This is a genomic window from Pseudoselenomonas ruminantium (assembly GCF_900142515.1).
In the GTDB taxonomy this organism is placed as follows: Bacteria; Bacillota; Negativicutes; order Selenomonadales; family Selenomonadaceae; genus Selenomonas_A; species Selenomonas_A ruminantium_D.
In genome coordinates, this window is the sequence record NZ_FRBC01000006.1 from 79,324 (window position 1) to 102,895 (window position 23,572).

The window sequence follows — 23,572 nt, forward strand, 5'->3', positions numbered from 1 at the left end:
TTGGGCAAGGGGCTAGCATTAAGATAAGGTCACTGCGTGACTTTATCTTATCCTTGCTCAAGGGATACTGCCTCTGTCCTGCTAATTAAAGTTCAACCAGGTTCTTGCCCGTCATCTCAGCCGGAATCTCTACGCCTGCCAGCGTCAGGAGAGTCGGTGCGATATCGCAGAGAGCGCCATCCTTGACGGACTTGACGCGGTCGGATACCACGATGAACGGTACCGGGTTGGTGGTATGCTTGGTGAAGGGCTGGTCGTTGTCGTAATCCATCATCTTGTCAGCATTGCCGTGGTCAGCCGTGATGCAGACCTCGCCACCGACTTCGCGGATGGCATCCACGAAACGGCCTACGCAGGTATCTACCGTTTCCACAGCCTTGATGACAGCCGGGAATACGCCGGTATGGCCTACCATGTCGCAGTTTGCATAGTTGAGGATGATGAAGTCGTATTTGCCGGATTTGATGGCTTCCACGACTTTATCCGTAACTTCCACAGCGCTCATTTCCGGCTGGAGGTCGTAAGTAGCAACCTTCGGGGACGGAACGAGGATGCGGTCTTCACCCTTGTAGGGTTCTTCTACGCCGCCGTTGAAGAAGAAGGTAACATGTGCGTACTTCTCCGTCTCAGCGATGCGCAGCTGCGTCATGCCCTTGTTCTGGATGATCTCGCCCAGCGTGTTGTTGATGGATTCCGGCGGGAAAGCTACGAGAGCGTTCATGCCGTCTTCATACTGGGAGAACGTAGCGAAGGGAACCTTGAGGTTCTCGTCGCGTTCAAAGCCGTCAAAAGTCTCATCCACGAAGGAATGCGTCAGCTGACGGGCACGGTCCGGACGGAAGTTGAAGAAGATAGCGCCGTCGCCGTTCTTCATACCTTCGTAACCTTTGACCACGAAAGGAACAACGAATTCATCGTTGACTTCGTTGTCATAGCTTGCCTTGAGGCCTGCTACAGCATCGTCAGCGCTGACACCTTCTGCATGAGCAATGGCTTCATATGCCTTGACCACGCGTTCCCAACGGTTGTCGCGGTCCATAGCATAGTAACGGCCACTGACGGTTGCAATGCAGCCTACGCCAATCTCTTTGCATTTTGCTTCGAGTTCTTCGAGGTAAGGCTGAGCACTCTGGGGCGGCACGTCACGGCCATCGAGGAATGCATGCACATACACTTCCTTGATGCCCTCTTTCTTAGCCATTTCCAGCAGAGCATAGAGGTGATCCTGATGGCTGTGTACGCCACCCGGAGAAACAAGGCCCATGAGATGGAGGGCGCCGTTCTGCTCTTTCACGCCGTTCACGATGGACATCAGTGCTTCATTCTTGAAGAAGTCGCCGTTCTTGATGTCGCGGGTGATGCGCGTCAGCTGCTGATAGATGATGCGGCCAGCACCGATGTTGGTATGACCAACTTCGGAGTTGCCCATCTGACCGTCAGGCAGGCCGACAAATTCGCCGGAAGCCTGCAGCTGGCTGGTCTTATAGTTTGCAAGAAGTCCGTCGAGTACCGGCGTGTTAGCGACCTGTACAGCGTTGTTCTTGTCGGTTTTGTCACCGAGGCCGCAGCCATCCATGATGATGAGGGCCACTGGTGCATTTTTAAGAGTTGCCATTTTTGATTTTTGCTCCTTCTAAAAAACACAAAGGAAACGGATTAGAAGTTAACGATTGCGCTGAAATCTTCAGCCTTCAGGGAAGCACCGCCTACGAGAGCGCCGTCAACGTTCGGCTGCTGCATGAGGTCTTTGATCGTAGCGGGTTTCACGCTGCCGCCGTACTGGATGCGGATAGCGTCTGCTGCCGTCTGGTCGAATTTCTTGGCAACAGCTTCACGGATAGCCTTGCAGACTTCTTCAGCCTGATCGAAGGTAGCCGTCTTGCCCGTGCCGATAGCCCAGATTGGTTCATAAGCGATAACGAGTTTTGCAACTTCGGAAGCTTCGAAACCTTCGAGAGCAGCATTGATCTGAGCCACAACGTGGTCGATGTAAGTGCCAGCTTCACGGATTTCGAGGGATTCACCGCAGCAGATGATCGGCGTGATGCCAGCAGCAAAAGCAGCACGAGCGCGCTTGTTCACGCCTTCGTCCGTTTCACCGAAGTAGTCACGGCGTTCGCTGTGGCCAAGTACAACGTAATCTACGCCGATTTCGTTGAGCATGCCCGTGGAGATTTCGCCCGTGAAAGCACCTTTTGCTTCCCAATGAACGTTCTGTGCGCCAACATGGATGTTGGTGCCTTTAACAGCTTCGCAAACAGAAGAAAGAGCCGTAGCCGTCGGGCAAACCACAACGTCTACCGTAGCATCCTTAACGAGAGGAGCCAGAGCCTTAACCAGCTCAACGCCTTCCTTGATCGTGTTGTTCATCTTCCAGTTGCCTGCAATAATCGGAGTTCTAGCCATTATAATAGCCTCCCAATTTCATATTTTTTATTGACAAGATAGCATACATCGCCACCTCATCCGCCCCTTTGGGGCACCTTCCCCTCAAGGGGAAGGCTTTTACATTTATTTCGAAAAGATAATGCGTACCCGTTGCTCGGCGCCCAAGGAAGGGCGCCGGTGGACGTAAATCCCGTGAGGGGATTTCAGTCCACGTTTTCTTTTGGTACTTTTCTTTGCGCCAAAGAAAAGTACTAGTAGGCATTATTTATCAGCGATAGCTGCTACGCCCGGCATCTCTTTGCCTTCGAGGAATTCGAGGGTTGCGCCGCCGCCCGTGGAAACGTGGGAAATCTTGTCCGTGAGGCCAGTCTTCTTCAGAGCTGCTACGGAGTCGCCACCGCCAACGATGGAGATAGCGCCTTCATCCGTTGCCTTAGCAACAGCTTCAGCCACAGCCAGGGTGCCTTTTGCGAAAGCGTCGAATTCGAACACGCCCATAGGACCGTTCCAAACAACCGTCTTAGCACCTTTGAGAGCTTCCACGTATTTTTCGGAAGTCTTCACGCCGGAGTCAAGAGCCTGCCAGCCATCGGGAACTTTGTCCACATCAACAGTCTGGGTGTTGGCATCAGCAGCGAATTTGTCAGCGATAACGAGATCAACCGGCAGGATTACTTCTACGCCCTTTTCTTCTGCTTTCTTCAGCAGTTCACGAGCCAGTTCGTACTTGTCCGGTTCGCAGAGGGATGCACCGATGGGCAGGCCTTTAGCTGCATCGAAAGTATGAGCCATGCCGCCGCCGATGATGATCTTGTCGACTTTTTCGATCATGTTGCTGATCACGCCGATCTTATCGGAAACCTTAGCGCCGCCGATGATGGCAACGAACGGATGCTGCGGAGCTTCCAGCGTCTTGCCGATGTAGTTGATTTCTTTTTCCATGAGGAAACCAGCAACAACTTCCACGTACTGAGCGATACCAGCGTTGGAAGCATGGCCACGGTGGGAAACACCAAATGCATCGTCAACAGCTACGTCAGCAAGGCTTGCCAGCTGTTTAGCGAATTCAGGGTCATTTTTCTTTTCAGCTTTGTGATAACGGAGGTTTTCGAGCAGCAGAACTTCGCCAGCCTTGAGGTCAGCAGCAGCCTTCTCAGCTTCTTCACCAACGCAGTCAGCAGCCCATTTCACTTCTTTGCCGAGGAGTTCGGACAGATGAGCAACGAGGTGCTTCGTGGAGAACTGGGGCTCACGAGCTTCCGTCGGACGGCCGATATGGCAAGCCAGGATTACAGCAGCGCCGTTATCCAGCAGGTAGTTGATGGTCGGCAGCGTGCGAACCATACGAGTGTCATTGGTGATGTTCTGATTTTCATCGAACGGTACATTATAGTCAACGCGGACAAATACTTTTTTGCCTTTGACGTCAATATCTTTCAGGGTTTTCTTATCCATTTGTAAACCTCCACAATAATAAATTGAGGCCCGGCCCAAGTTTGCCAGGCCGGACCTCAATAGATCTTCGTAGTATGAAGTTATGCTACAGTCAAATAATTAGCCGAGTTCAGCGAAGTATTTGATCGTACGAACCATCTGGCTCGTGTAGCTGTTTTCGTTGTCGTACCAGGATACAACCTGTACCTGCGTGCCACCTTCAACGGGGTTAACCATCGTCTGCGTAGCATCGAACAGAGAACCGAAACGCATGCCAACGATATCGCTGGATACGATTTCTTCTTCGTTGTAACCGAAGGATTCCGTAGCTTCCTTCTTCATCTGAGCGTTGATCTGTTCAACCGTAACGTCGCCCTTGACAACAGCGTTCAGGATCGTCGTGGAACCAGTCGGGGTCGGAACGCGCTGTGCAGCACCAATCAGTTTGCCCTTCAGTTCAGGAATTACGAGGCCGATAGCTTTAGCAGCACCCGTGGAGTTCGGAACGATGTTGCAAGCAGCAGCACGGCTGCGACGGAGGTCACCCTTACGCTGCGGGCCATCCAGAGTCATCTGGTCGCCAGTGTAAGCGTGGATCGTGCACATGATACCGGACTGGATCGGAGCCAGGTCATTCAGAGCCTTAGCCATCGGAGCCAGGCAGTTCGTCGTGCAGGAAGCAGCAGAGATAACCTTGTCTTCCTTCGTCAGGGTTTCATGGTTAACGTTGTATACGATAGTCGGGAGGTCGTTACCAGCCGGAGCGGAGATAACAACTTTCTTAGCGCCTGCAGCCAGATGTGCAGAAGCCTTTTCTTTGGAAGTGTAGAAACCAGTGCATTCGAGAACTACGTCTACATCATGCTTGCCCCAAGGAATGTCTTTTGCATCCTTTTCAGCGTAGATTTTGATTTCCTTGCCGTTAACGGTGATGCTGTCTTCGCCAGCCTCTACCTTGTCAGCGTATTTGTACTTACCCTGCGTGGAATCATACTTCAGCAGGTGTGCGAGCATTTTCGGGCTCGTGAGGTCGTTGATTGCAACTACTTCATAACCCTCTGCATCGAACATCTGACGGAAAGCGAGACGGCCAATACGGCCAAAACCATTGATAGCAACTTTTACTGCCATTTGAAAAATACCCCCTAAATTTTTTAGAAGTTTCAGTTCTTACAGAGACTATAATACAATAACTCCCCCGCAAATGTCAATCTTTTTATCATAAATTACAGCAATTATTCTATGAACGCATTACATTTTTTTCAAAAAATTCACAACAACGATATAACAAGAGTTTTTAAGGGTAAAGTTCGTTATAAATGCTGAAAAACAATAGTAAGGGTAGTATGCAAAAAGAAAAGGACAATGCCTGAGCATTGTCCTTCTCTTTGTTGTGATATAAATATCATTTATGCTTTACGCCAGTTCGTCTTCTTTTTCCAGCTTCTCGAGTTCCAGCATAGCCTGCACATAGATGGCGCATTCCAGACGTTTCTTCTGGATTTCGCAGCCGATCTCGTACGGCTTGCGGATATCGCCATGGAACAGGTCAGCGTTGGCATGACAGCCGCCTGAGCAGAAGAATCGCGACCAGCAGTCACGGCATTTTTCCTTGTTGAGCACGTGGCTTTCGCGGAAGTACTGCGGCAGCTGCGTATCGGTCACACCTTCATCGAGGCTGCCCAGTTTATACCCTTCGCGGCCCACGAACTGATGGCAGGGATAGAGATCACCGTTTTCAGCCACGGCGAAATACTCATGACCGGCACCGCAGCCGGACAGGCGCTTAGCTACGCAAGGGCCGTTGGACAGGTCCATATTGAAATGGAAGAAGAAGAAGTGGCGGCCTTCACGATGACGCTTCATATAAGCTTCCGTGAGCTTGTCATATTCTGCATAGATACGGGGCAGGTCTTCCTCTGTGAAGCCCAGCGGGCTGTCCTTGAGGACTACCGGTTCCATGGACAGGATATCAAAGCCTTCATCATTCATGGAAAGCACGTCCTTGGTGAAATCCATGTTGTTCTTGGTATAGGTACCGCGCAAGTAGGTATAGACACCGCGGTAATCCCAGTCCCCACCCTTGCGGGAATCGAGGCATTTATGGAAATTCTTGACAGCACGGTCATAGGAACCATTGCCGCCCACATCCGGACGCATGGCATCATGGACTTCCTTACGGCCGTCCAGGGACAGCACCAGCGAAAAGTCATTGTCATTGAGCCATTTGATATTCTCATCATTGAGCAGCAGACCGTTCGTGGTCAGGGTCAGCTTGAATTTCTTGCCCGTTTCCTGTTCACGCTGCCGCGCATATTCCGTCACGGCCTTGACCGTCTTCATATTGATGAGCGGTTCGCCGCCGAAGAAGTCCATCTCCAGATGCTTGCGAGGGCCGCTGCTCTTTATCAGGAAGTCAACAGCCTTCTTGCCGGTCTCCGGGCTCATGATGGCGCGTTCCTGACCATAGCTTCCGCCGTCGCCGAAACAGTATTTGCAGCGCAGGTTGCAGTCCTGAGCAATCATCAGGCAGAGGGACTTCACGAGCCCCTTCTGCTTGAACGTCGGCGGCACATCAATATCCGGAGCAAAGAGTTCACCGGCATCCATCAGCGCATGGAGTTCATCCAGGGCTTCTGCCAGATCTGCCTTCTTATAGGTATCCTTCAAGGCAGTGATGACCGCATCATCATTTTCTCCGTCAAAGGTATCCATGATGTCATAGATCATTTTATCGATAACGTGCACAGCGCCGCTGTTGATATCCAACAATATATAGGTACCATTCTGCACGAATTTATGAATCTTGGCTTTCATTGTAACTCCTAACTATAAAAACAAAAAGTAAAAAGCCCTCCCCTAGGGGAAGGCCCATAATATAAGCAATTGCTTACTTTTCGCAAACCTGATTGCCTACCGTGCAGGAAGTCTTGCACGCGGACTGGCAGGAAGCCTGGCATTCGCCGCAACCGCCAGTTTTCAGGGTCTTCTGCATGGATGGTTTGTTGACCGTCTTGATGTGTTTCATCATCTAGCCCTCCTATCAAAAAATAGAATCTTCTATACAGTATAACGCGAAATACACGATAACACAAGGGAATTATAAGAAAATTCGCCGAAAATTATTTCAGGAATCCATTGACAATCTGTTCCTCGGCCTCTTTTTCCGTCAGTCCCAAGGTCATCAGCTTGATGAGCTGATCACCGGCAATCTTGCCGATAGCAGCCTCGTGCACCAGCATGGCATCCACGTTATTGGCTTCCAGAGACGGCACTGCTAAGATACGTCCTTCATCCATGATGATGGAATCGCATTCCGTATGGCCGTGACAGGCCGCATTGCCCACAATGCGCAAATCCAGCTTCTGATAGGACTTGTCCTTGGCCACACCACGGGACACCACATCGGCGCTGGCGTTTTCGCCATCCAGGCAAACCTCGTATTCACTGTAGGCATACTGCGTGCCATGCGTCATCAGGCGTTCCCGCACAATCAGGCTGGCATCGGCTTTGAGATTCGCCTTCGTCGTACGGCTCGTGGAATCCACGCCCTTGATCTGCACCATTTCCATCTCCATGGAGCTGCCTGCTTCCATGGTCACTTCCGTGACCGGATTCAGGATGCGCTGGCCATCGCCCTGGCCAGAACCATAATGCTTCTCCACATATTTGACCTTGGCATTCTCGCCCACGAAGAAGCGGTGCACGCCGTCATGTTCCGAATCCTGATGACCGCAGTTGTCGATACCGCAGCCAGCTACAATCACCACATCCGCGCCTTCGCCGATATAGAAATCATTATAGACCGTTTCCTTCAGGCCGCTTTCGCTCATGACCACCGGAATATGCACGCTTTCATTCTTGGTGCCGGGCTTGATGCGGATATCGATACCGCTGCCATCCTCCTTGGAGGTGATCTCGATATTGGCGCTGTTGCTGCGGCCTATCGATTTGCCATTGGCCCGCAGGTTATAAGCCCCCTGCGGCACATCATGGAGATCTGCCACTTCCAGCAATAATCTTCTCTGAATTTCATCCATCTTTACCATCAAGTGTTTCCCCCTTACTGAAACTTCCGGCACATGGGCATGCTGACCTCGGTATCCATGATCTTGGGCAGGATCACGTTGCCCGGACCCTGCTCCTGCACCTTGCCATCAGCCAAAACGATGATTTCATCGGCAATCTGCAAAATGCGTTCCTGATGGGAAATGATGATAATCGAGCTTTCCTGAATTTCCTGACGCATTTTCTCAAAGATGCGGATAAGGTTCTGGAAGCTCCAAAGGTCAATGCCGGCTTCCGGTTCATCGAAGATGGACAAGTTCGTCTTGCGAGCCAGGATCGTAGCGATCTCAATTCGCTTGAGCTCACCACCAGACAGAGAACTGTTCACCTCGCGGTTCAGGTAGTCATTAGCGCAAAGCCCCACTTCCGAAAGATAGTCGCAGGCCTTGATATGGGAAATCTTCTTCCCGGCAGCCAGCCGCAGCAGGTCGATGACCTGCAGTCCCCGGAAGCGCACCGGTTGCTGGAAGGCAAAACTGATACCCATCTGCGCCCTCTCGGTGATACTTTTATCGGTAATATCCTGCCCGTCCAAATAAATCCGGCCAGATGTGGGCTGCTCAATGCCCGCAATGATCTTGGCCAGGGTGGACTTGCCACTGCCGTTAGGCCCCGTGATAACCACGAATTTCCGATTGTCCACAGTCAGGCTCAGGTCCTGGATGATATCCACCTGACTGTCGCCTTCAGTTACATGGAAGGAAATATTCTTCAATTCCAGCATATTTCAGCTCTCCCTTTTGATATACGAAATTTATTTCATTAACTTTCATATATATTATACCTCTATGACGCGGGTTTTGTCATGAAAAAAATCACTTCATACAAACGCCTCCCTGCACGGTTTCTCCACCATACAGAGAGGCGTTCCCATAACATACCTTAAAAAAAATCCTCCGTAGCCATAACCACTTGGAAAGAACCTACGGAACTGTGCACCTTCAGGCGCAACAGATCACTCCCTTTGACTATTACATTCTCCCCAAAGCGAGGCAATTCCAAATCCGTCTCAATCTTCTGTTCCCCGAGTTCTACGCTGAACATGCCATTGAGTACATTGATGTATTCTTCCATGCTGTCCCGGGCCATTTCATCCATTTCCGGCAGTTCTTCTTCACTGTAGCGTTCCGCCAGTTTCAGATATACCGGCTCACTGGCAATAATCCCCGCAGCAATGGTGATATCTCCACTGATACGCTGTGCTGTCGCATAGCTGGGTACATCCTCCTCCTCTTTGCAAGGAACTGACTCCACCACCGCTTCCGTGTGCAACATCTTTTTCAACGAATTGAGAAAAAGCTCCACATAAGCAGCATAATGATCACTGACAGAAGCCAGCTCATCCCCCGTGGCTTTCAGCACCGCTGTGCGTATGGGACTGATATCCACGGCATCGTCAGCAAGCAATTGCGCAGCAGAAGATTCATCTAATTCAGCGTCTGCTAGTATCGTCCGCATTTCCTCAGGGCTGTACTTTCCTTGATTGAAAATACACTGGACTATACTGAAATTACTGATCATTAGCCGCGACCTTCCTTCGCACGGTCTCAACTGCCTTCCGTATCTGCTCACTGGTATAAGGTTTCTGGATAAAATCCATCGCGCCCATCTTGAGCGTGGTCATAAGCTTCTGCGGCGTACCTGCTGAAGACAGCATGACCACTGGCAGATCAGGATTCACTTCCTTGATTGCCTGCAGCGCTTCAATCCCCCCTACTTCCGGCATCACGATATCCAGAAATACACAGTCAATTTGTTCTTCCAGATTCAGCATCACGGCTTCTTTGCCGTTTTGAGCTTCCAATACTTCACATTCCAGAGTTTCCAATTCCTGACGTAATTTCTTACGCAAAAGTTTTGAATCATCCGTAATAAGTACCCGCAGTTTTCTATCCAAGGTGTCCGCCTCCTAAGCGAAATAGTAATTTATCCGTAGCTATATTATTCGCCAAGTGATTTTTATTTTCCTCCATGATTTCTTGACAAAACAATTGCAAAAGTGATATTATGCACTTGTATGAAAACCGTTGACGCGGAGATAACACCAGTCATGCTTTTCCAGAGAGTCCGGGGTGCTGCAAGCCGGATAAAACACAAGCTGGCAAATGGACCGCTGAGGGCGCACTGAAAGATTTTTCCCATAGGATTTAGTAGGCTGCGACGGAGGACACCCGTTAGTTGTCGGAGGTATGCTAGTACCTCGCTAAGTGCATGGCTCAGCCATGAAACAGGGTGGCACCGCGAGAATTTCGTCCCTGACAGAAATATTTTCTGTCGGGGATTTTTTAGTTCCCCGGCAAACAAAGGAGCTAAAACATCATGGAAAACGCAAATGAGAAAAAAATCATCCTCTCCGGCATCCAGCCCACGGGTGTCTTCACGCTGGGCAACTATCTGGGAGCCGTCAAGAACTGGCAGAAAATGCAAGAAGAATACAATTGCTACTACTTCATCGCTGATCTGCACTCCCTGACCATCCATATCGATCCCACCAAACGCAAACAGCAGACCCTGCAGGCTTTCGCCCTGCTGCTGGCCTGCGGCCTTGACCCGGAAAAGAGCCTGATTTTCGTCCAGAGCCATGTCAAGAGTCATGCCGAGATGGGCTGGATCATGAGCTGCTGCTCCCAGTTCGGTGAACTTTCCCGCATGACGCAGTTCAAGGACAAGTCCAGCAAGCATCCGGAAAACATCAACGCCGGCCTCTTCACCTACCCGGCACTTATGGCTGGTGATATTTTACTTTATCAGGCTGACTACGTACCCGTTGGCGCTGACCAGACACAGCACCTCGAATTCACGCGCGATATCGCCACCCGCTTCAACCATAACTACGGCGAGATATTCAAGCTGCCCGAAGGCTACTTCCCGAAAGCCGGTGCCCGCGTCATGAGCCTGCAGGAGCCCACGAGCAAGATGAGCAAGTCCGACACCAACCCAAAGGCAACCATTTCTATATTAGATGAAGAAAATGTCATCCTGAAGAAATTCAAGAGTGCCGTCACCGACAGCGAAGCCAAGGTCTGCTACCGCGAAGACAAACCCGGCGTCAGCAACCTCATGACGATTTACTCCGCCATCACCAGCAAGACCATGGCAGAAATCGAAGCCGAATTTGAGGGCAAAGGCTATGGCGACTTCAAGGCTGTGGTCGGCCAGGCTGTTGCCGACGAGCTCAAACCCGTACGCGAAAAATACAAAGAGCTCATGCAGGACCGCAAACACCTCGAAGCCCTGATGAAACAGGGGGCCGAGCGTGCTGAATACATCGCCCGCAAGACGCTGACCAAAGCCAAGAAAAAAGTCGGCCTGCTGCCGGAAATCCGTTAATCGGCCCAAATACAACGAATTCAAAAACGTAACACAAATCCCGAGGGGGATGTTCCTGCGCGTTTTACACGCGAAACGCGCAGGAACATCCCCCTCGGGATTTAGCATATGCATTCCTTCAACGTTATTATACCTTGAACTTCTGCACTTCCCGCTGCAGATCCATCGCCATCTTGGCCAGTTCGTTGCTGGCATGGGCGATTTCCTGTACGGAAGCGCTCTGTTCTTCGGTCGCTGCCGATACAGTTTCTGCCTCTTCAGCAGCACTGCGACTGGCTTCACCAATAGTACGGACGTGACCGACAATCTCCTGTCCACTTTCAGCCATCCCCGTAATCGCCGTAGAAATCTCCTGTACCTGACGGGATACATTTTCGACAATCTCGATGATTTTGCGGAAGGACTCACCCATGGACATGATATTTTCTGTGCCCACGCGAACCTCCTCACTGCCCGCCTGCATGCCGGCTACAGCGTTGTCCGTATCGCGGCGGGTTTCTTCAATCAGGGTGGCAATACGATGGGCTGCTTCCTGCGAAGACTCAGCCAGCTTACGCACTTCATCCGCTACCACCGCAAAGCCGCGGCCATGTTCCCCGGCCCGGGCTGCCTCGATAGCAGCGTTGAGCGCCAGCAGATTGGTCTGTTCGGAAATGCTGGAAATCGTATCCACAATCTGCCCGATTTCACTGGATCGCTCCCCCAATGCCGTGACCACCTTGGTGGATTCCCGGGTAGATTCTTCAATCCGCTTGATCTGACCAATTGCCTCGTTAAGTGTCCTGCCGCCATCCCGGGCTACTTCAGATGCCTCCCGGCTTTGTGTAGCCGCTTCATCAGCCTTGCCAGCAATACCCTGAATTGTATCGTTGAGACTTTCAATGGCCTCAGAAGTAGAACTTACGGCATCCAACTGTTCACTAGTCCCCTGTGCCACCCGCACAATACTGTCTGCCACCTGATTAGAAGCCTGTGCAGATTGGTCACTGGTGGCATTGAGTTCCTCCGAAGCTGCCGACAGGCTTTCAGCAGAAGTGCTGACATTGAAGAGCACCTTCTGCACGCCCTGCCGCATAGAGCGCACGGCTTCAGCCAGACGCCCCAGTTCATTATTCACGGTAATCCGCGCCGGACGATCACGGAAATCTCCATCCGCCAGAAGATGCATTTCATCCATCATCGTCGCGAGCGGCTTCATCGAACGATTGACCGTGAGCAGCACGCCCAAGGAAATCAGGACAATCAGCAGCAACGAGATTCCCGTCATGATCTTCAGCACATTAGCCACCGGCGCAAATAACTCATCCTCATAAGCGATTGTTGCCATGCCCCAGCCTGTTGCCTTGATGGGATTATAGAAGGCAATCATATCTTCCCCATCAGCACGGGTGAATTTATAGACACCAGCCTCGCCGGAGAGCATCTTTTCCCCCAGCGTACGCACGGCCGGATCATCGTCCTCAGAAATCTTCTTCTTCATGATAGACGCTTCATCGGGATTGACAATATAGGTACCCTCTTTGGAAACCAGCAGGCTATAGCCTTTTTCCCCCAGCTTGAAGTTACTAACCTTCTCCATCACGGCATCCACATAGATAGCCGCCAGTACCATGCCGACATTGGCACCGCTGCTGTCCTTGGCCAGCGCGATGGAGTTGACGATGATCTTACCCGTAGCCTGGGATATGACCGGCGAGGCCATAAAGCTGTCCTTAGCCCCCGTCATGGTTTCCTTATACCATGCCTTATCCGCATTGTGCATTTCCTTGAAACCGGATTTGGTCTGCCCATAGAGCACTCCCGAACCATCAAACGGCCCCCAGCTCACACTGTCGTAAACGCCGGGATAGATCTTTTCCATCAGCTTGAGCCGATAGACGTTATTCTCATTCATCAACTCCGGCGCATTCTGCAGATTCTTGGCCGCTGGCTGGGAAGCTGCCGTCTGCGTCTCCAGCATCCGCGCATCCAGCCACGACGATACCCCGCTGGCCACTTCCTGCGCATTCTGCAGGGAACTGGTCGTCAATTGCTCCTCAAATGTAGAACCCACATAACGGAAAATAATCCCCGCCATCAACATAAGCCCGATAACCACGATTGGAATCACAAAAAGTAAGATCTCCGCCTTAACCGTCCGTCCCCGTTCCGGAATAACCTGCTCAGCCATAAAGATTCACCTCTCTAAAAAATCCCATATCCGAACTCCCGTCCCCCTGGCGCCCAAGGATGGGCGCCTGCGGACGTAAATCCCCGGAAGGGATTTCAGTCCGCGTTTTCGCCTGTGCCCGCAAGGGTATTTGGTGACTTTTCTTTGCGCCAAAGAAAAGTCACACCTCGCATTACCTTATATATTCCAGTGAATCATCGCCCGCATCGCCATCTCGGCATCGCCGTCATCAAACGCCTCCATTTCCGGCAGCCAGTCTTCGGCGAACAGTGGCAGATCCTCCACCAGTTTCTTGATGAACTTGCTCACGGTCTGCATGGCCGCTTCATCCTGCGGCGAATTGAGGAACTGGCCCAGTATCCTGCCAACCGCCTCCATTTCCTCTGCCTGCAGGAAACGGGTGGCACTGTCCAGGCTGGACAGACGCAGAATCGGATAGCTGATATTATCATCGGAAGTCATCAGCGTCTCTGCCTTGACCAGCAGGCCAGCTTCTTTCAGCTTATCGGCCACCTCTTCTCCATTCGAACCATCCGGCAGCTGTACCAACACCAGATGATTTTCCGTAGGACTGCACAAGAGCTTGCAGCCGGCACCCAAAAGCCCATTTTCCAATCCTCGGGCATTATCGAGAACCTGCTGGGCATAATCCTGATACTCCATGCAATCTGCTTCTTTGAAGACCAGCGCCAAAGATGCCAGCACATTCTTCTTCAGGGAGCTATGTCCCGTCTCAATCACGGTCCTGTCCAAAAGCTCCGCTATCTTGTCCTTGCAAAGGATAATACCATTCTGCGGGCCATGCAGGGCATCGCTGGCCGCAAAGGTCGCCACATCTGCATAAGGAACCGGCGAAGCAATCTTGCCTGCGGCCACCAGCCCGGAATTCTGTCCCATATCAATCCAGAGATACGCCCCCACCTCATCAGCAATCCTGCGCAGCTGGGCATAATCAATATTGCGCGGATAGTTGACCGGCGAATAGATGATCATATCCGGACGATGCTTATGCGCCAGCGCCTGCACCTTCGCAAAATTCAGCTCCAGCGTATCCGGCTCCACGCCAAATTTCACGAAATCATACTGCAGATCGCCGGTGCAATGCTCCGACTTGCGCAGGTTGAACGAGAGCACCTTATCGCCTTTTTTCAACAGCGCCAGCATCACGACACGGGAAGCAATGGCCAGGCTGCCAGTACGCACGATTGCATGCTCTGCCCCATAAAGCTCCTTGGCCCGCGCCACCGCCAGCCGCTCCAGCGAACTGCGATGATGCGTCTTATGGTGATCAATGATCTCATCCCCCAGCGTACTGCCCTTCAGGAACGCAGCAAACGGCGAAGCCGCATTCGTGGTCGGTATCAACGACAAGGTGATACGCTGCTGCTTCAGAGCCCGCTTCAACTGCCCGCAGAGTTCAGGATCAAAGGATTCTAATTTCGTCAGGATTTTCTCATTGGTCATATGTACTGTCCTTTCTAATCTGAGATTATTTTTACATAAAAGACATCTATTCTTATCGAAAATAAAGTTCGACAAATAGATTACTGATTCCTGCTTTTTTTGACATCTTGCCATTTCCCCCAACAGGCTGGCTATGAGTGCGGCAGGGGATGACTGACGGGAGCGTAGGGCCTTGGGCGTGAAGAAAAACTTTTTCCTCAACCACAAAAAGAGTCATTAAAAGTCAGCTGTTTGAGCGCAGCGAGTTTTGACTTTTAATGACTCATCCAAGAGGAAAAAGTTTTTTAGCCCAAGGCACCAGCGGACGGCAGGCATCCCCTGCCGCACGCCTTGTGCCAAAAACTTAGGGGTAATCTTACTTATTCATGTCTTCCCACTTTTCTTCGAGTTCTTCCACGATGCGGGCATGTTCTTCTTCGGTCAGGGTAACCTTACCGCGATAAACAAAGGCTGCCAGCACGAGCAGGACGACCGGGATTGCGAACATGATGAGCTGGAATTTCAGCAGGCCGCCAGCCGTGATATCTGCAGCCGTTGCCCCGCCGGTCATGCCAACCCATACAGCCGTCAGACCGACGATGCCGCCGGTAACTGCACCGGAGAGCTTATCCACCAGCGGACGCACGCAGAGGCAGACCGCTTCATCACGATGGCCAAGCTTGAGCTGACCATATTCTACCGAGTCCGTAATCGTCATCAAAACCACGAGGAAAATCAGCGGCTGCGGCAAAGCAAAGAGACCAGCGGCCGTCAGGGCCATCCAGACATTCGTGCCGGACATCGCATAGAGAACCAGAGCCACCGTCATGATAGCCAGAGAGCTGAAGAACAGCTTGCGGCGGCTGAACTTCGTCGTCAGCACAGGGAACAGAGCCACAGCCATGAGGCCGATGACCACGTTGATGATACCCAGGATGGAGAATTTCGTTGCATCACCAATTACGTAGATGAAATAGTAAAGATTGAAGTTATTGACAATATTCTGACCTAAACCCAAAATCAAATAAGCACAGGCTATCCACAGCAGCTGGTCATTCTTGGCCAGGACCTTGAATACATCTTTGAAAGAAGTATCAACCTTGTTCTCACGCAGAGCCGAATCCTGTTCCTTCGTACCAATACCTAGGATGATTGCACCCAGAGTCGCAATACCACCACCGATGCAGGCAAAGGCAAACCAGCCCTGCGGGTCACCGGCACCACCATTCTGATTGACGGAGAAGTAAAGGACAATCGGCATAACCATGATGGTAACGAGCTGGCCACCGAAAACGGAACCAATACGTGCAACCGTTGCCGTGATCTCACGCTCATGAGAATCAAAGGACAGGGCCGGAATCATGGACCAGATAGCTACGTCCTTAGCAGAATAGAACACATCCATGACAAAGTAAACGATAGCGAACAAAATCAGATAAAGCGTTGGATTGGAAACCGTCAGGCCGCCGAAATCCGTGAACAGCGCTGCCAGCGTGATAGCAGCTACGAATGCACCCACGATAACCCAAGGCTTGAACCGGCCCCAACGGGTCTTCGTCTTGTCGATGATGTTGCCCATGAACGGGTCGATGAACAGCTCTGCCACACGCAGAACCATGATGATGGTCGTAACCACACCAATCATATAAGCGTCCCGGCTGGGATTGTCGGACGAGAACAGATTACTCGTCACGAAAATCATGAAATACGTTGCCAACATGGCGTAAAATACGTCATGACCAAAAGTGCCGCAAGCATAAGCGATACGCGGCCACATGCTGCCCTTCTTCTCTGCCACTGCTACTGCCTCCATAACTAAAGCCTCCTCAATCAGCCTTTGATCTCACGCATATAGGCAATCAGCCCATCTGCGATTTTTTCCAAGTCCCCGGAGCTGGTATTCACGACCAAATCGTAATTCTCCCCAGCGCCCCAGGTACGGCCCGTATAGTAATTGTAATAGCGGGCACGCTTCTCATCTTCCTTGTCCAATTCTTTCAGGCTCTTGCCATCATAAACGTCCTGACCACGCTTCTCCCGGAAATCATCATCGGCACAGACAAAGATAGAGAAAACGTTATCTAATTTGCGCAGAGCATAATCCGCGCTGCGGCCCAGGAAAATGCACGGGCCATCTTTGGCAATCTTGCGGATAGCTGCCGACTCGCTCATGAACATCTCCTGGCTGGAGCTGCCCATATGTGTGCCAAAGGAGTGGAACGGAATGAAGCTCAGGGACAACGGCTTGACCTGATTTTCCATCTCCAGCAGCTCTTCTTCGCTCAAATCATCAATGCCCATCTTGGCTGCGGCGATATGGACAATCTGGCGGTCATAGAGCTTGATGCCCAGCTTCTTGGCCATGATTTCCGCCAACTCCCGGCCGCCGGCGCCATACTGGCGGCTGATGGTTATAACAGTATTTTCCATTCTGAATCCCCCTCATTGTGTTTGGAAAATAAATGTAAACGTTTTCTTTAGGTTTAAAAAATAAACATCGCATTACTATTGAAATCATTCTCACCTGAATCAATAGTAAACGATTTCCTCATCTATTATTATAGCGTGTTTTAGAGATAATGCAATATGTTTAATAAAAATAGTAATTTTCAGACTTCGTTATAAAAACTTATCCCCCACACATATAAATTGCAGTTTGCTGATGAATTCGTGCTGAAGGTATCCCGTTCATACGCCGTCAGGGTTCACGGGGGAGTACTTTTTCTGTTTCCGCTAAACGACCCTCCCTGTAAGGTTAGAGTTGTTTAGCTGGATTGCGCCGGGCAGGCCAGCGGCGCGTTTTTCAGCGTGCTCTTTAGCTGCTGCCTGCGTCGGGCCGGTCTTCGCTGCGCTCAGACGATCGCTCCCACAGAAAAAGCACTCCCCCGTTCGCCCCCAGGCACGATTTCGGCAATTGGCACGAACCGGTTCTCACGTAACAAGCACATCGATGTGCTTGCACCTTACAGCAAAGGCGTAGTGGTCTTTACGTGCGTATCTTTGGGTGGCGGTGGGGATGCTTTTCCGCCGACGGAACGACTGCCTGAACGAAGTGAAGGCTGGCCCGCAAACAGCATTTGCTGGAAGCTTCGTTGATTGGAGCGCCGTTGGCCTGCCCGGCGCAGGTAACTGGAAGATACGTACTTCTGCTGGCGGGTCATTTAGTGGAGCGGCGAAAAAGTATTCCCACCGCCGCCCCGCTGAGCTGTAACAAATTGCGTTCAAGCTCACACAAACAAACTGCAATTTACAAAAAGCCCGCTGACACATTTGTGTCAACGAGCTTTCAGCTTTTGGGGAAAATTTCGCAGTCCCCTATTATTTTTTCTCAAACACCCACATATATCCGGCAAAGTCCGTGTCGATCTTTTCCACGCCCAGACCGTTATACATGAGTTCATCGCCATAGAAGACCTGTCCTACCGGATTGAGGGACTTTTCCCCGCCAAAGTCCATGCTTGTGCGCTGGGCCGGCAGATAATCGGTCAATTCGTATTCCGCATCCGCAGCAAGAGCGGTCAGCTGCAACTTGCGGATAGGAGTAGCCGGCTCTGCCAGCGTCTTGAAGTAGAGCACGATGACTTCTTTGCCATCTTCGCTGACAAACTGCCAGGCCGTCTCATTCTTCGTGCCAGCAAAGGGCGTCAGCAAGCGATAGAACTTCCCTAACTGCAAAGTAGGACGAAGCTTCTTATACAGGGCCACATGCTTTCTTACCTGCTCCTTTTCCGCCTCGCTCATGCGGGTGATATCCAGCTCATAGCCAAAATCCCCGCCAAAGGCACAGAGCGTACGCGTCTGCAGGCTCGTCACACGGCCCACCTGATGGTTCGGCGTCACGGATACATGCGCGCCCATCGTCAGCGGCGGGAACACCAGACTGGTGCCGCTCTGGATGGAAAGACGGCAGACGGCATCCGTATTATCACTGGTCCAGGTCTGGGGCATATAGTAGAGCATGCCCGCATCAAAGCGGCCGCCGCCACCTGAGCAACTCTCCCAAAGGATATGGGGGAATTTTGCCGTCAGGCGTTCCAATACATCATAGAGCCCCAGCACGAAGCGCGTCTTGGTTTCTCCCTGATGCTCGCTGGACAGCGCTCCGGAAAAGGCTTCCGTCAGATGGCGGTTGAAATCCCATTTCACATAGTCAATTTCCGCCGACTCCAGCACATCCCCCACAGCCTTGACGATATAATCACAGACTTCTGCCCGCGACAGATCCAGCACCAGCTGATGGCGCCCAAAGCTGTTTTCATAATCCGGCACATGCAGGATCCAGTCCGGATGGGCACGGAAAAGCTCCGAATCCTCGGAAATCATCTCCGGCTCGAACCACAGGCCGAATTTCAGCCCACGTTTATGGGCAGAAGCGGCCACGCCCTTGAGGCCCTGCTTGAGCTTATCCGTATTGACGAACCAATCGCCCAGACTGCTGTTATCGTCATTGCGCTTGCCGAACCAACCATCGTCGAGTACCAGCAGTTCCAATCCTAAATCCGCCGCCGATTGCGCGAGGCTGTCAATCTTTTCCTCATCAAAGTCAAAATAGGTTGCTTCCCAGTTATTGACCAGAATCGGACGCAATTCGTGCTGGTATTTCCCCCGCACAATATGCTCCCGCACGGTCTGATGGAAGACCTGGCTCATGCCATTTAGGCCCTTGTCCGAGTAAACCAGCATGGCTTCCGGCGTCTGGAAGCTCTCTCGTGGTGCCAAATGCCATTTGAATTCAAAGGGATTGATGCCGCCGATTACCCGGGTGGTACCGAACTGCTCCACCTCCGTCACAAAAGAAGCCTCGCCGCTCCAAATCAGGCTGAAGCCATAGACTTCCCCATTCGTTTCCCCGGTATCCTTGCGGGCCAATGCCAAAAACGGAGACTGCTGATGGGAGCTGGCACCACGGCGGCTGCCTGTTTCCTGCACGCCCCGCATCAGCGGTACGCGCTCTAAGCTACGTTCTGCCGCATGGCCGCCATAGAGGCTCAGGCGGTCAAAATCATGATCGGCAAAATCCAGCGCAAAGCTGGCGGCATTAGTGAGATCCAAGGCCTCACTGCCACAGTTGGTGAACTGCGCACTGCGGGTAATCAGCGCCGAATCGGCCATCAGGGTATAGAGCAGTTCTACGGCCAGTTTTCCCTGACTGTCCAGCAGATAGATATGCAGCGTCTCAGCTTCCTTTTCCTCCGCATAGACGGCTGGCAAACCCGTAAGCTTCGGCTTGCCGGAAGTGATTTTATAGCCATCGTAGAACAGTTCCGTCACCGTAGTGCCATTGCCCAGCCGCACCTCATAGGCGGGCAGGCGGTAATCCCCATGCCCATAGGCAGGATATTCCTGCGGCAGGACATCCAGCGAGAAGGTGCGTTCATTGGGGTAAGCCGCCGGCTGGGGCGAAAAGGCCCGGTCGATGGACTGCATGGGGGCACTGTCCCGGAAGCTCTTCAAGGGACGACCCCAATAACGATGCAGGAGATAACGGTCACGCACCACTTGCAGCACATAGCTCACATGTTCATTATGCAGATGAAAAATCCCGGTTGACTGGTCAAAATCAATCATGAGTTGGCCTCCTTAGATACCTTTAAAGAAAAATTCCAGATGTTTCGTTTCATTCTTCAGGCGATATTCTTCCAATACAGGTGCGCCCCAGGTGTCATCGCCACCGACACCACACTGGCCAGCCGATGCCCGCAGATAGGTGTGATGTACCTGCGGCAGGTCATAACGGTGGCGGGCATTTTCCAGCTCATGGGCACTATAAGGAAGTGCCGAAGCAGACAAGGGGATATCGGCGCTGATACGCACACCTCTGCCCCGCTTGTCCGTGACTTCCAGCCAGCGCACGCCATTGTGATTGCCGCATTCCTGTGGCAGGAGATAATCTTCCATCTCCCCTGTTACCGTGGAAGTGAAGATGCCCAGTTTTGCCCCTTCCTGACGGTCAATATAATTGGCCGCCGGGCCATAGCCATAATAGCGCAGTTCGCTGTAATCCGCCGGCAGGGTAAAGAGCATGGCAAAGTCGGGAATCTCTGGAAGACCTGCCACCGTCTCATAATCCAGCTCCGTCTTCAAGCTGCCATCGGCGCAGACCGTATAGGTAATCTGGCAGGAAGACAGCGGCTGAGTGGCCAGTTCATAAGTGAAACGCATTTTGACATTATGGGCATTGTATTCCTTGATGCCCAGCTGGCCGAGCCAGTTGAACTCCTGCCAAGCGCCATCTACCAGCAATTCCTTCTTCACACAGCGGCGGTAAAGGCTGGCCAGTTTCCACTGGGCCACTTCAAAGTCGCGGCGGCAGCCGTAATCGTTATCGACAGGGGCGCGCCAGAAAGATGGTTTCGGCATCTCTTCCAGCAGTTCCACGCCATTATATCTATAGGAAACAAGACTGCCCTGAGCGCTAGAGAACAGGATTTCCCCGCCAGCGAACTGCACGCCTAAATTGATATCGCCCTGTACCACATGCAAGGGCTCCTCGCCACGTTCCGTCATAGGCAGATGGGCCGTATAATGAGCAGGCTCGCTGACCGCATGATCCGCCACAGCTTCGGCAGGACTTGCGACTTCCACTTCTTCCACCTGCCATACGCCCTGGCCGAAAGCCACTTCATGGCCCTTCTTTGCCCAGGCCGTATCTTCCTTCAGAACCAGCGCGACTGTCAGGCATTCTTCCCCGGCATCGGTCACCGGCAGGTCTGCAAGTTCCAAGCGCAGGCTTTCCCCGGGCTTGACACTCGGTGCCGGCACGGTCTTTTCCCAGACTTTTTTGCCATCCAACAGCAGTTCGTAATGCAGGTCATATTCTGCCGCATCGGTAAACAGGCTGATATTCTCAAGGGTCACGCCATCGGCTTCCACCACCAGATGGAAATTCTGATAGTTGAACTTCACATCCTGCAATTTGGCCGTAAGCTTGCGGTCAGCATAGAGAATGCCATCCCCACTGAAATTATAGTCACTGGAACGGTCGCCGAAATCGCCGCCATAGGCCAGGAATTCTTTGCCATATCTATCCTTTTTCGCCAGCGCCTGATCCACGAAATCCCAGATAAAGCCGCCCTGATACAGGGGCTCCCGCTCCGTCAGTTCCGTATACTTGTGCATGCCACCATTGCTGTTGCCCATGCTATGGGTATACTCACAGCAGATGAAGGGCTTGTCCTGGTGCTCAGCCAGGAACTTTTCGATATCCGCCACCTTCGTATACATCTGACTTTCCATATCGCTGGTCGCATTATAGCGTCTGTCCCAGAAAATGCTTTCATAATGCACGAGGCGCGTGGGGTCTGTCTTGCGGAAATACTCGCTCATGGCAAAGATATCCTTGCCGCCGCAGGACTCATTGCCGCACGACCAGATGATGATGGACGCATGGTTCTTGTCCCGTTCCAGCATGGACTTGGCCCGGTCGAGGATGATTGCCTGCCACTCGTCATGGTCATTGGGCAGGGTGTACTCATCCCGCGCCAAAACACCGTTTTTCTGCCAGGTGCCATGGGTTTCGAGGTTCGTCTCGTCAATCACATATAAGCCATAGCGGTCGCAGAGCTCATAGATATAGCTGCTGTTGGGATAATGGGAACAGCGCAGGGCGTTGATATTGTGCTGCTTCATCGTGATGATATCCTGCTCGAAAGCCGCCGGATCCATGGCACGTCCACGATAGCAGTCGAACTCATGACGGTTCACGCCCTTGAACACGATGCGCTGGCCATTGATTTTCATGATATTGCCATCGAGCTTAAACTCCCGGAACCCCACGTCATAAGGAATGACTTCCTGCAGATTGTCCGCTTCATCATAGACAGCCAGCAGCATTTTATAGAGATAAGGATGCTCTGCACTCCAAAGCTTCGCACCTTTCACCGACAGGATAAACTCATCCTGACCTTCGGCTCCGGTGATATCTTCCTCCGCCAACAGGACCCCGTCAGCAGCCAGCAGACTGACCTTGACCTTCTTCATGCCAGCATTTGACCAGCGGATCTGCCCGGTCAGTTCCCCATCTTGGTAATCGTTTACTGGCAGAGCTGTGATTTTCAGATCTTCCACATGGTTTTCTGGTTTTGTATAGATGCTCACCTCACGGAAAATCCCACCGAACCGCCAGAAATCCTGATCCTCAATCCAGCTGCCCGAAGAGAAACGATAGACGCGCAGCGCCAGCTTGTTCTCCCCCTCCGTGAGATACGGCGTCAGGTCAAAATCTGCCGGCGTGAAGCTATCTTCGCTATAGCCCACATAATGGCCATTCATATAGACAGCCACCGCTGATTCCACGCCAGCCAGGGACAGATACAGATTCTGCCAGCCAGCGGGCAGGCGGAAATACTTCACATAGGAGCCCGTGGGATTGAAATGCTCCGGCACCTGACCGGGCAGAACTGCCTCATGTCCATCCCAGGGATAAGTCTGATTCGTATACTGCGGTACACCATAACCCTCAAGCTGGAAATGGGCGGGAACTCTTATAGTATCCCAATCACGGCAGTCAAAATCCGGCTGCTCAAAGCCCTGCGGGGCCAGGCGCGGATTCCTGGCATAGTGGAAATGCCACAGCCCGTCCAGACTGCGTACAAAGGACGACTCACCGCGATTCAGCTCTGCCATATCGGCATAAAAATGATGGTCGCTATGGGCCGGCAGGCGGTTCTCCTGAAAAAACTCCGGATCAGCCAATTTGGCCAGGGAAAATCTGGATTCAGACATAATATTTCCTCCCTA

General features: G+C 52.0%; 18 protein-coding genes and 1 other annotated feature. Of the genes, 2 read left to right on the forward strand and 16 right to left on the reverse strand.

The window, feature by feature from the left end; genetic code table 11:
* Positions 1-85: 85 nt before the first annotated feature.
* From gpmI to BUB68_RS04710, 10 genes are all read right to left on the reverse strand, one after another.
* Entirely contained in the window at positions 86-1,615 is a 1,530-nt protein-coding gene (gpmI, locus tag BUB68_RS04660) for a 2,3-bisphosphoglycerate-independent phosphoglycerate mutase (protein WP_073088617.1), read from the reverse strand.
* Positions 1,616-1,656: 41 nt separating this feature from the next.
* On the reverse strand, positions 1,657-2,406 hold the full coding sequence (gene tpiA, locus BUB68_RS04665; protein WP_073088618.1) for a triose-phosphate isomerase: 750 nt from the start codon (positions 2,404-2,406) through the stop codon (positions 1,657-1,659).
* A gap of 243 nt (positions 2,407-2,649) precedes the next feature.
* Positions 2,650-3,843, reverse strand: coding sequence for a phosphoglycerate kinase (locus BUB68_RS04675; protein WP_073088620.1), 1,194 nt, complete (start codon positions 3,841-3,843; stop codon positions 2,650-2,652).
* Between the two features lie 99 nt (positions 3,844-3,942).
* On the reverse strand, positions 3,943-4,953 hold the full coding sequence (gene gap / locus BUB68_RS04680; RefSeq protein ID WP_014425549.1) for a type I glyceraldehyde-3-phosphate dehydrogenase: 1,011 nt from the start codon (positions 4,951-4,953) through the stop codon (positions 3,943-3,945).
* Positions 4,954-5,238: 285 nt separating this feature from the next.
* Positions 5,239-6,639, reverse strand: a complete 1,401-nt coding sequence (gene scfB / locus BUB68_RS04685; RefSeq protein WP_073088621.1) for a thioether cross-link-forming SCIFF peptide maturase — start codon at positions 6,637-6,639, stop codon at positions 5,239-5,241.
* Positions 6,640-6,712: 73 nt separating this feature from the next.
* Positions 6,713-6,850: a six-cysteine ranthipeptide SCIFF gene (gene scfA, locus BUB68_RS04690; protein WP_065813989.1), complete on the reverse strand. Its 138-nt coding sequence runs from the start codon at positions 6,848-6,850 to the stop codon at positions 6,713-6,715.
* A 94-nt stretch (positions 6,851-6,944) separates the two neighbouring features.
* Positions 6,945-7,871, reverse strand: coding sequence for a SufB/SufD family protein (locus BUB68_RS04695; protein WP_073088622.1), 927 nt, complete (start codon positions 7,869-7,871; stop codon positions 6,945-6,947).
* A gap of 14 nt (positions 7,872-7,885) precedes the next feature.
* Positions 7,886-8,614 carry an ABC transporter ATP-binding protein gene (locus tag BUB68_RS04700; RefSeq protein WP_073088623.1) on the reverse strand — a complete coding sequence of 243 codons (729 nt, stop codon included), beginning with the start codon at positions 8,612-8,614 and terminating at the stop codon, positions 7,886-7,888.
* Between the two features lie 158 nt (positions 8,615-8,772).
* A complete protein-coding gene (locus BUB68_RS04705; protein WP_073088624.1) occupies positions 8,773-9,411 on the reverse strand; it encodes a chemotaxis protein CheX in 639 nt (212 codons plus the stop codon).
* A complete protein-coding gene (locus BUB68_RS04710; RefSeq protein ID WP_073088625.1) occupies positions 9,401-9,787 on the reverse strand; it encodes a response regulator in 387 nt (128 codons plus the stop codon). Before BUB68_RS04710 ends, BUB68_RS04705 begins: the two co-directional genes overlap by 11 nt.
* Before the next feature lie 121 nt (positions 9,788-9,908).
* Positions 9,909-10,150: a binding site (T-box leader), on the forward strand.
* 59 nt (positions 10,151-10,209) lie between these two features.
* On the opposite strand from BUB68_RS04710, the gene trpS reads away from it, so the two are divergent.
* A complete protein-coding gene (gene trpS, locus BUB68_RS04715; protein ID WP_073088626.1) occupies positions 10,210-11,220 on the forward strand; it encodes a tryptophan--tRNA ligase in 1,011 nt (336 codons plus the stop codon).
* A 127-nt stretch (positions 11,221-11,347) separates the two neighbouring features.
* Here trpS and BUB68_RS04720 read toward each other — a convergent pair whose 3' ends face one another.
* From BUB68_RS04720 to BUB68_RS04735, 4 genes are all read right to left on the reverse strand, one after another.
* The gene (locus BUB68_RS04720) at positions 11,348-13,390 is read right to left on the reverse strand and encodes a methyl-accepting chemotaxis protein (RefSeq protein WP_073088627.1); all 2,043 of its coding nucleotides are present in this window, start codon (positions 13,388-13,390) and stop codon (positions 11,348-11,350) included.
* 177 nt (positions 13,391-13,567) lie between these two features.
* Positions 13,568-14,854, reverse strand: coding sequence for a PLP-dependent aminotransferase family protein (locus BUB68_RS04725; RefSeq protein ID WP_073088628.1), 1,287 nt, complete (start codon positions 14,852-14,854; stop codon positions 13,568-13,570).
* Positions 14,855-15,209: 355 nt separating this feature from the next.
* A complete protein-coding gene (locus BUB68_RS04730; RefSeq protein ID WP_178139464.1) occupies positions 15,210-16,646 on the reverse strand; it encodes a glycoside-pentoside-hexuronide (GPH):cation symporter in 1,437 nt (478 codons plus the stop codon).
* A 17-nt stretch (positions 16,647-16,663) separates the two neighbouring features.
* Positions 16,664-17,263, reverse strand: a complete 600-nt coding sequence (locus tag BUB68_RS04735; protein WP_073088629.1) for a cytidylate kinase-like family protein — start codon at positions 17,261-17,263, stop codon at positions 16,664-16,666.
* Positions 17,264-17,849: 586 nt separating this feature from the next.
* Between BUB68_RS04735 and BUB68_RS15405 the strand changes: the two genes are divergently transcribed.
* Entirely contained in the window at positions 17,850-18,044 is a 195-nt protein-coding gene (locus tag BUB68_RS15405) for a hypothetical protein (protein WP_073088630.1), read from the forward strand.
* Positions 18,045-18,151: 107 nt separating this feature from the next.
* Here BUB68_RS15405 and BUB68_RS04745 read toward each other — a convergent pair whose 3' ends face one another.
* Positions 18,152-20,401 carry an alpha-galactosidase gene (locus tag BUB68_RS04745; RefSeq protein WP_073088631.1) on the reverse strand — a complete coding sequence of 750 codons (2,250 nt, stop codon included), beginning with the start codon at positions 20,399-20,401 and terminating at the stop codon, positions 18,152-18,154.
* A 12-nt stretch (positions 20,402-20,413) separates the two neighbouring features.
* Complete coding sequence (locus tag BUB68_RS04750) at positions 20,414-23,557, reverse strand: beta-galactosidase, LacZ type (protein ID WP_073088632.1); 3,144 nt, start codon at positions 23,555-23,557, stop codon at positions 20,414-20,416.
* Positions 23,558-23,572 lie beyond the last annotated feature (15 nt).